General features: G+C 65.9%; 9 protein-coding genes. 3 read left to right on the top strand and 6 right to left on the bottom strand.

Translation table 11 applies throughout. The features are described from left to right. The 3 genes from VN856_RS02965 to VN856_RS02955 form a co-directional block, all read right to left on the bottom strand. Positions 1-692, bottom strand: a 692-nt coding sequence (locus tag VN856_RS02965) for an Fpg/Nei family DNA glycosylase (RefSeq protein WP_325685988.1), incomplete at its 3' end; no start/stop codon positions are given. 8 nt (positions 693-700) lie between these two features. Further along, positions 701-1,180, bottom strand: a complete 480-nt coding sequence (locus VN856_RS02960; protein WP_325685986.1) for a ribose-5-phosphate isomerase — start codon at positions 1,178-1,180, stop codon at positions 701-703. Between the two features lie 29 nt (positions 1,181-1,209). Further along, the gene (locus VN856_RS02955; RefSeq protein WP_325685984.1) at positions 1,210-1,821 is read right to left on the bottom strand and encodes a DsbA family protein; all 612 of its coding nucleotides are present in this window, start codon (positions 1,819-1,821) and stop codon (positions 1,210-1,212) included. 99 nt (positions 1,822-1,920) lie between these two features. On the opposite strand from VN856_RS02955, the gene pepN reads away from it, so the two are divergent. Then, on the top strand, positions 1,921-4,503 hold the full coding sequence (pepN, locus tag VN856_RS02950; protein WP_325685982.1) for an aminopeptidase N: 2,583 nt from the start codon (positions 1,921-1,923) through the stop codon (positions 4,501-4,503). A gap of 13 nt (positions 4,504-4,516) precedes the next feature. On the opposite strand, the gene VN856_RS02945 is transcribed toward pepN, so the two are convergent. Genes VN856_RS02945 through VN856_RS02935 form a run of 3 tightly spaced genes read right to left on the bottom strand, consistent with a single transcriptional unit; the run spans position 4,517 to position 5,900 of the window. After that, positions 4,517-4,984: a DUF5130 domain-containing protein gene (locus tag VN856_RS02945; RefSeq protein ID WP_325685980.1), complete on the bottom strand. Its 468-nt coding sequence runs from the start codon at positions 4,982-4,984 to the stop codon at positions 4,517-4,519. Then, a complete protein-coding gene (locus VN856_RS02940; RefSeq protein ID WP_325685990.1) occupies positions 4,971-5,198 on the bottom strand; it encodes a hypothetical protein in 228 nt (75 codons plus the stop codon). Before VN856_RS02940 ends, VN856_RS02945 begins: the two co-directional genes overlap by 14 nt. Positions 5,199-5,249: 51 nt before the next feature. After that, positions 5,250-5,900 (bottom strand): HNH endonuclease, encoded by a 651-nt coding sequence (locus VN856_RS02935; protein WP_325685978.1) that lies wholly within the window; start codon positions 5,898-5,900, stop codon positions 5,250-5,252. A 151-nt stretch (positions 5,901-6,051) separates the two neighbouring features. Here VN856_RS02935 and VN856_RS02930 point away from each other — a divergent pair, with 151 nt between their 5' ends. Both VN856_RS02930 and VN856_RS02925 read left to right on the top strand, forming a co-directional pair. Continuing rightward, the gene (locus VN856_RS02930; RefSeq protein WP_414686855.1) at positions 6,052-6,456 is read left to right on the top strand and encodes a globin; all 405 of its coding nucleotides are present in this window, start codon (positions 6,052-6,054) and stop codon (positions 6,454-6,456) included. Then, positions 6,456-7,841: glycoside hydrolase family 13 protein (locus VN856_RS02925; protein WP_325685974.1), on the top strand; the 1,386-nt coding region annotated here is incomplete at its 3' end. The genes VN856_RS02930 and VN856_RS02925, both read left to right, overlap by 1 nt.

Raw genomic sequence — 7,841 nt, 5'->3', positions numbered from 1 at the left:
GTGCGTGGCCGACCCGGGCCGTATGACGGTGCGCCGTGGTCATGCTCAGGCCGCACCGTGATGATCTTGCCGCGACGCAGGCCGACTTTCATCAGCTCCACGAGATCGGTCCAGGCCGCGGAGAACTCCGCATCACCGATCGCCCGACCGGACCGATAAGGGTCGATGCCATGACGGAACAGCAGCTCGGCGCGGTAGACGTTGCCAACGCCGGCGATGATCGTCTGGTCCATCAACAACGCGCCGATTGGCCTGCGCGACTTGCTAATCCGAGCCCACGGCCACGCCGGATCGGCGTCGCGACGCAGCGGATCGGGGCCGAGCCGGGCGACCACATCGGCGACCTGCGCTTCGTCGATGATTTCGCACACCGTCGGCCCCCGGAGGTCAGTGCCGTACTCGGCGCCGATCATTCGCATCCGCACCGCCCCGACCGGGTCGGGCATCGCTTCGTCGGCCGATCGTGGCCACTCGGTGAACTTGCCGTACAGCCCGAGGTGCACGTGCACCGTGGTCCCGCCGGCATAGTGATGAAACAGATGCTTTCCCCAGGCGGTGGCCTGTCGCAGTTCCTGCCCGTCGACCGATGCCGCCGCGAACCTGCCTTGCGGACTGGACACCCGTACCGGAGCACCCGCGTAGCGCCGCTGATGAAGCCGGGCCAGTCGATGCAGGGTATGCCCTTCGGGCAACGGAGCCCCTAAACCTGGGCGCCGGGCACCGGCGGTGCCTGGTGGGTGCGCTCGTACTCGTCGAGGATGTCGATACGCCGTTGGTGGCGTTCGGCTTTCGACCACGGCGTAGTCAGGAACGCGTCCACGAACGTCAGCGCCTCGGGCACGGTGTGCATCCGCCCGCCGATGCCGATCAACTGAGCGTTGTTGTGCTGGCGAGCCAGCGACGCGGTCTCCACGCTCCACGCCAACGCACAGCGCGCACCCGGAACCTTGTTGGCCGCGATCTGCTCACCGTTGCCCGATCCCCCGATCACGATGCCCAGGCTGTCCGGGTCGGCCACCGTCTTCGAGGCGGCCGCGATACAGAACGCCGGGTAGTCGTCCTCGGCGTCATACGTGAAGGCACCGCAGTCGATCGGCTCGTGGCCGGTCTCTTTCAGGTGGGCAATGATCGCCTGCTTGAGTTCGTAGCCGGCGTGGTCAGAGCCGAGGTAGACGCGCATGACCGAGATCCTCGCACCGCCGACCGGATTTAGTCGAACTCGGGAGCCTCCGTGCGGCTCCGCTTCAGCTCCCAGAAGTGCGGGTAAGCCGCGAACGTCACCGACGCGTCCCACAACTTGCCGGCCTCTTCGCCGCGCGGAATCTTCGACAGCACCGGGCCGAAGAACGCCGTCCCGTTGATGTGAATGGTGGGCGTGCCGACGTCGTCGCCGACCGCGTCCATCCCGGCGTGGTGGCTCTTGCGCAGCGCCTCGTCGTAGGCCTCGCTGGTAGCTGCGTCGGCCAGCTCAGCGGGCAGATCCAGCTCTTTCAGCGACTGCTTGATGACGTCGTCGAGGTCCTTGTTGCCCTCGTTGTGAATACGGGTGCCCATCGCCTTGTACAGCGGCGCCAGGATCTCGGAGCCGTGGGCCTGCTCGGCGGCAATCGCCACCCGGACCGGGCCGAACGCCTTGGACAGCCGCTCCTTGTACTCCGCGGGAAGGTTCTCGCGGTTCTCGTTGAGCACCGCCAGGCTCATCACCTGAAAATTCACCTCGATGTCGCGGACCTTTTCCACTTCCAGGATCCAGCGGGACGTGATCCACGCCCACGGGCACAGCGGGTCGAACCAGAAATCGGCAACTGACTTCTCGGACATGCGAAATCCTCTCGTCAACTCCTCGGCAAGCCGTTCAGCACAACCCTAGTCGCGGCAGTCCAATTCCCGCCGCGAGTCGCCGCCGCCTAAGTTGGACATGTGGCACTCCCCAACCTCACCCGCGACCAGGCAATCGAGCGCGCCGCGCAGGTCACCGTCGACAACTACCGAATCGACTTGGACCTCACCGATGGCGACGGTAAAGCAGGCGAGCGCACCTTCCGCTCCGTCACGACCGTGACGTTCGACGCCTTGGCCGGCGCCGATACCGTCATCGACATCGCCGCCGACACCGTCCGCAGCGCGACCCTCAACGGCCGCGAACTCGACGTGTCCGGCTATGACGAGTCGACCGGTATCGCGCTGAGCGGCCTGGCCGAACACAACGTGGTCGTGGTCGACGCCGACTGCCGCTACTCGAACACCGGCGAAGGGCTGCACAGATTCGTCGACCCGGTCGACGGCGAGGTGTATTTGTACTCGCAGTTCGAAACCGCCGACGCAAAGCGGATGTTCGCGTGCTTCGACCAGCCCGACCTCAAAGCCACGGTCGACGTGAAAGTGACCTCGCCGCAGCACTGGCAGGTGGTGTCCAACGGCGCCACGGTGAGCGCCGACGGCGGTGTGCACACCTTCGCGACCACTCCGCGGATGAGCACCTATCTGGTGGCACTGATCGCGGGCCCGTATGCGCGCTGGGATGACGTCTACCGCGACGAGAACGGCGAGATCGCGTTGGGTATCTTCTGCCGCGCCACGCTGGCGGAATTCATGGACGCCGAGCGGCTGTTCACTCAGACCAAGCAGGGTTTTGGCTTCTACCACAAGAACTTTGGCGTGCCGTACGCGTTCGGCAAGTATGACCAGTTGTTCGTGCCCGAGTTCAACGCGGGGGCGATGGAGAACGCCGGCGCGGTGACATTCCTGGAGGACTACGTCTTTCGCAGCAAGGTCACCCGGGCATCCTATGAACGGCGCGCCGAGACGGTACTGCACGAGATGGCGCACATGTGGTTCGGCGACCTGGTCACCATGCGGTGGTGGGATGACTTGTGGCTCAACGAATCTTTCGCCACCTTCGCCTCCGTGCTATGCCAGAGCGAAGCCACCGAATTCACCGAGGCGTGGACCACCTTCGCCAATTCCGAGAAGTCCTGGGCCTACCGGCAAGACCAGTTGCCCTCGACGCATCCGGTTGCCGCTGACATTCCCGACCTGGCCGCCGTCGAGGTGAACTTCGACGGCATCACCTACGCCAAGGGCGCCAGTGTGCTCAAGCAACTGGTGGCCTACGTGGGCCTGGAACACTTCCTGTCCGGGTTGCGCGACTACTTTCGCGCCCACGCGTTCGACAACGCCACGTTCGACGACCTTCTCACCGCGCTGGAGAAGGCGTCGGGCCGTGACCTGTCCGACTGGGGCCGGCAATGGCTGAAGACGACCGGGCTCAACACTCTTCGCGCGGACTTCGACGTCGACGCCGACGGCAGCTTCACCCGGTTCGCGGTCACGCAAAGTGGCGCCGCGCCCGGCGCGGGCGAGACGCGGGTCCATCGCCTAGCTGTCGGCGTCTATGACGACGACGGCAGCGGCAAGCTGGTGCGGGTGCATCGCGAAGAACTCGACATCAGTGGCGCAAGCACCGAAGTGCCTGCGCTGGTTGGCGTTTCGCACGGCAAACTGGTACTGGTCAACGACGATGACCTGACCTATTGCTCGTTGCGGCTGGATCCCGAGTCGTTGCAGACGGCGCTGGATCGCATCGCCGACATCGCCGAACCACTGCCCCGGACATTGGTGTGGTCGGCCGCCTGGGAGATGACCCGCGACGCCGAGCTGCGGGCCCGCGATTTCGTGTCGCTGGTCGCTGGCGGCATTCAGGCCGAGACCGAAGTCGGGGTTGCGCAACGGCTGTTGCTGCAGGCCCAGACCGCGCTGGGTTCTTACGCCAACCCGGAGTGGGCCCAGTCGGAAGGCTGGCCGGCTTTCGCCGACCGGCTCCTCGAGCTGGCCCGCGCCGCGGCGGCGGGATCGGATCATCAGCTGGCGTTCGTCAACGCGCTGTGCACATCGGTGTTGTCGACACGGCATGTGGTGGTGCTTGCCGATCTCCTCGATCACGACCCCGCCGAGTTGGGTCTGGCCGGGCTGTCGATCGACACCGATCTGCGTTGGCGGATCGTGACGGCGCTGGCCGCCGCCGGCGAGATCGACGCCGACGGCCCGGCAACGCCGTTCATCGATGCCGAGGTCCAGCGTGACCCGACCGCGGCAGGTAAGCGCTTCGGCGCGCAGGCGTCGGCGGCGCGACCGCAGGCGGCAGTCAAGGAGTCGGCGTGGACGACGGTCACCGAAGACGATGCACTGGCCAACATCACCGCGCGATCGATCATCGCCGGTTTCGTCAAACCCGGTCAGGCCGAGCTGCTCAAGCCGTTCGGCGCGCGTTACTTCGCCGCGATCAGCGGCATATGGGAGCGCCGGTCCAGTGAGGTGGCGCAGACGGTCGTGGTCGGCCTGTACCCCTCGTGGGACATCAGCGACGACGGCATCGCCGCCGCCGACGCGTTTCTCGCCGATCCGGAGCTGCCCGCGGCACTGCGTCGCCTGGTGCTCGAGGGCCGTGCGGGAATCGAGCGGTCGCTGCGCGCGCGCCAGTTCGACGACGGAGCGGCGACCTGACCGGGCGGTAGCCCTAGGCCGGTGAGATGCCGGCGCTGGTCACTTTGACGGCGCTGATCAGACCGCCGATCAGGTGGCCGTAGTTGAAGGACGCCGCCGCGGCGGCGACACCGAGCGGCGCTGCCGACTCGGCACCGCGGCCACGGACACCCGAGCCGTAGACGACCTCGATCGCGTGCTGATCCGGTGAGACCGCGATCAACACGGCGTCGTTGGGGGTCGGCACCTTGGCGAGGATGTCGCGCGCCCGCGCCCCGGTGTCGCTGCCCAGGTCGCCGATGTAGACGGCGAACCGGGCACCGGCGGCCCGCGACCCGTAGGTCAGCGCGTCGTCGAGGGCGACCAGATCGTTGATCGGGAACGGGTAGTGCACCGAGACTTCACCGGGTTCGGTGACGCCCGAGATCCGTCCACTGGTCGTGATCACCGAGCCGTGGGGCAGCTCGGCGTGCTTGAGGGTTGCGACCTCACCACTTGCCACTTGCGCCACCTCCCACGCTGAACTCGGAGGCACCGTGACCGCCGTGGCTATTGCCGACGACCTCGTCGGTCGCGGCCCACAGGATCGGCGGATGCGTCCACGACTCCGACATGTTGTAGGTCTCCGGGTGCGGACCCTTGCGTGACCAGATCAACGCCACGAGCAGGATTACCAGCAACAACGGGACGCCCAGAAACAGCGAGTGGATTTCCATCGTGCTCACGACGCAAACCGTATCCCACCGGCGAACCGAGGGCTACACACGTTAGGCCGCGCCTTCACCGAGGTATCGGGCCCATGCCGGGTCGAGCTCTTTGACGGTCGACAGCAACCGCCAGTGCTGACCTTTGGGCGATGTCGGCGCCCAACGCAGCGACCACCCCAGCTCGGCCAGCAGCTTGTCACCCTTGCGGTGATTGCAGGTCGAACAGCACGCGACGCAGTTCTCCCACGAGTGATCGCCGCCGCGACTGCGTGGCACCACATGGTCCACGGTGTCGGCCTTGGCCCCGCAGTACGCGCAGCAGAAGCGGTCGCGGTGCATCAGTGCCGCGCGCGTCATCGGGACCCGGGCCCGATAGGGCACCCGGACGAACGTCTTCAACCGAATCACCGAGGGCACAGCGATCGACCTGGACGTCGAGTGGACGACCGGACCAGTCGGGTCGTCGTGCACGACATCGGCCTTGCCGCAGATCAGCATGATGATCGCCCGCCGGACAGGCAACGCGGTCAACGGCTCGTAGGTGGAATTCAGCAGCAACACCCGCCGGCGATTCCAGATCGATCCACCGTCGTGGGCGACGGGCGTATGCGTGTCGACGGTTTGGACGCTACGCAGGGTTGAACCGGTCGCGGGCCCGGTGAGGCCTGCCGCGGCACCCGAACTGTGGTGGCGGCGTTTGCGCTGCGCCATACGTCCTCCGCCAGACAGTCCACCACGATTCGTCAGCCAGCGCACGCCAAATTGCCGGGTGCCCGCTGGTCAATCCGGTGAACAGCCGGTAGCCACGTGCGCAGCCAAGGTTCATATGTCGCCCAGCGGCCCGCTCTGGGGATGGCCCACAATGGAGGCGATGCAACAACCACAAGAAACCTTTTACGACGCTGTCGGCGGCGCGGATACGTTCCATGCGATCGTGTCGCGTTTCTACGAGCTGGTCGCCGAGGACGAAATTCTGCGGCGGCTGTACCCCGAAGACGACCTCGCCGGCGCCGAGGTCCGGCTCCGGATGTTCCTCGAGCAGTACTGGGGCGGCCCGCGGACATACTCCGATCAGCGTGGCCATCCCCGGCTGCGGATGCGGCACGCGCCGTTCCAGATCGGCCCGTTCGAGCGCGACGCCTGGCTGCGCTGCATGCATACCGCGGTCGCATCCGTCGACTCGGCGACTCTCGACGACGTGCATCGCAAGGCGTTGCTCGACTACCTGGAAATGGCCGCGCATTCCCTCGTCAACTCGGAGTTCTGATGACCTCACACGCACAGCGCCCGTGGTGGACGGACGCGGTGTTCTACCAGGTGTATCCGCGGTCATTCGCCGACAGCGACGGCGACGGCGTCGGTGACATCAATGGCGTGGCGGCACAGTTGGACTATCTGGAACGACTGGGCATCGATTCGATCTGGTTCAGCCCGATCATGGTGTCGCCGATGGCCGATCACGGCTATGACGTGTCTGATCCGCGCGACATCGACCCGCTGTTCGGCGACCTAGGGGCTTTCGAAGAACTGATCGCGGCTGCGCATGAGCGCGGCATCAAGATCACGATGGATTTGGTGCCCAACCACACCAGCTCCGAGCATCCCTGGTTCCAGGAGGCGCTGGCCGCCGCACCGGGCAGCGCGGCCCGCGACCGCTACATCTTCCGGGACGGTCGCGGGCCCGGGGGCGCGGAGCCGCCGAACAACTGGCAATCAGTATTCGGCGGACCGTCCTGGACCCGTGTCGACGTCCCAGACGGTAGTCCGGGCCAGTGGTACCTCCATCTCTTCGACGTCGAGCAGCCGGACCTCAACTGGGACAACCCAGAGGTCTTTGACGATCTCGAGAAGACGCTTCGGTTCTGGCTGGAACGCGGTGTAGACGGCTTCCGCATCGACGTCGCACACGGAATGGCCAAACCGCCAGGTCTTCCGGACTCCGATGTCGAGATGCGGCCGCGGATGCTCAGCGACGGCGACCCGCGGTTCAACCATCCCAATGTGCATGCGATTCACCGCAATATCCGCCGGGTGATGGACGACTATCCCGAGGCGGTGACCATCGGCGAGGTCTGGGTTTTCGACAATGCCAGCTGGGCCGAGTACTTGCGCGCCGACGAGTTGCACCTGGGATTAAATTTCCGCATGGTTCGAGCCGAATTCGACGTCACCGAGATCCGCCATTCGATCGAGAACACCCTGGCCGCCGCCGCGATCGAAAATGCCACTCCCACATGGACGTTGGAAAATCACGACGTCGTACGGGCACCCAGCCGTTACGGGGGCGGCGCGGTTGGGTTAGATCGGGCGCGGGCGATGGCACTGGTGGCACTCGCCCTGCCCGGCGCGGTGTTCCTCTACAACGGGCAGGAATTGGGCCTGGCAAATGTCGAGTTGCCCGATGAGGCGCTGCGGGATCCGACGTGGGAACGCTCGGGCCACACCGTCCGCGGCCGCGACGGATGCCGCATCCCGATTCCCTGGCGCGGCGACACTCCCCCGTTCGGTTTCTCGACAACGGCCGACACCTGGTTGCCGATGCCGCCAGAGTGGGAGTCGTTGACCGTGGAGAGGCAACTCCTCAACGCCGACTCAACGTTGTCCTTCTTCCAGCGTGCTCTCGTAATACGGCGCAGCCGTGTCGAATTCGCG

The sequence above is a fragment of the Mycobacterium sp. genome (genome assembly GCF_035603715.1).
Lineage (GTDB): Bacteria > Actinomycetota > Actinomycetes > Mycobacteriales > Mycobacteriaceae > Mycobacterium.
Note: the sequence above shows the minus strand (reverse complement) of the source record. Positions and strands in the feature narration are given on the sequence as shown.

Bases quoted from the DNA above. Each gene is read 5' to 3' on its own strand.
- VN856_RS02930 (WP_414686855.1), top strand. From the start codon at position 6,052: ATGGAGGCGATGCAACAACCACAAGAAACCTTTTACGACGCTGTCGGC.
- VN856_RS02940 (WP_325685990.1), bottom strand. From the start codon at position 5,198: ATGGAAATCCACTCGCTGTTTCTGGGCGTCCCGTTGTTGCTGGTAATC.
- VN856_RS02955 (WP_325685984.1), bottom strand. From the start codon at position 1,821: ATGTCCGAGAAGTCAGTTGCCGATTTCTGGTTCGACCCGCTGTGCCCG.
- VN856_RS02960 (WP_325685986.1), bottom strand. From the start codon at position 1,180: ATGCGCGTCTACCTCGGCTCTGACCACGCCGGCTACGAACTCAAGCAG.
- VN856_RS02935 (WP_325685978.1), bottom strand. From the start codon at position 5,900: ATGGCGCAGCGCAAACGCCGCCACCACAGTTCGGGTGCCGCGGCAGGC.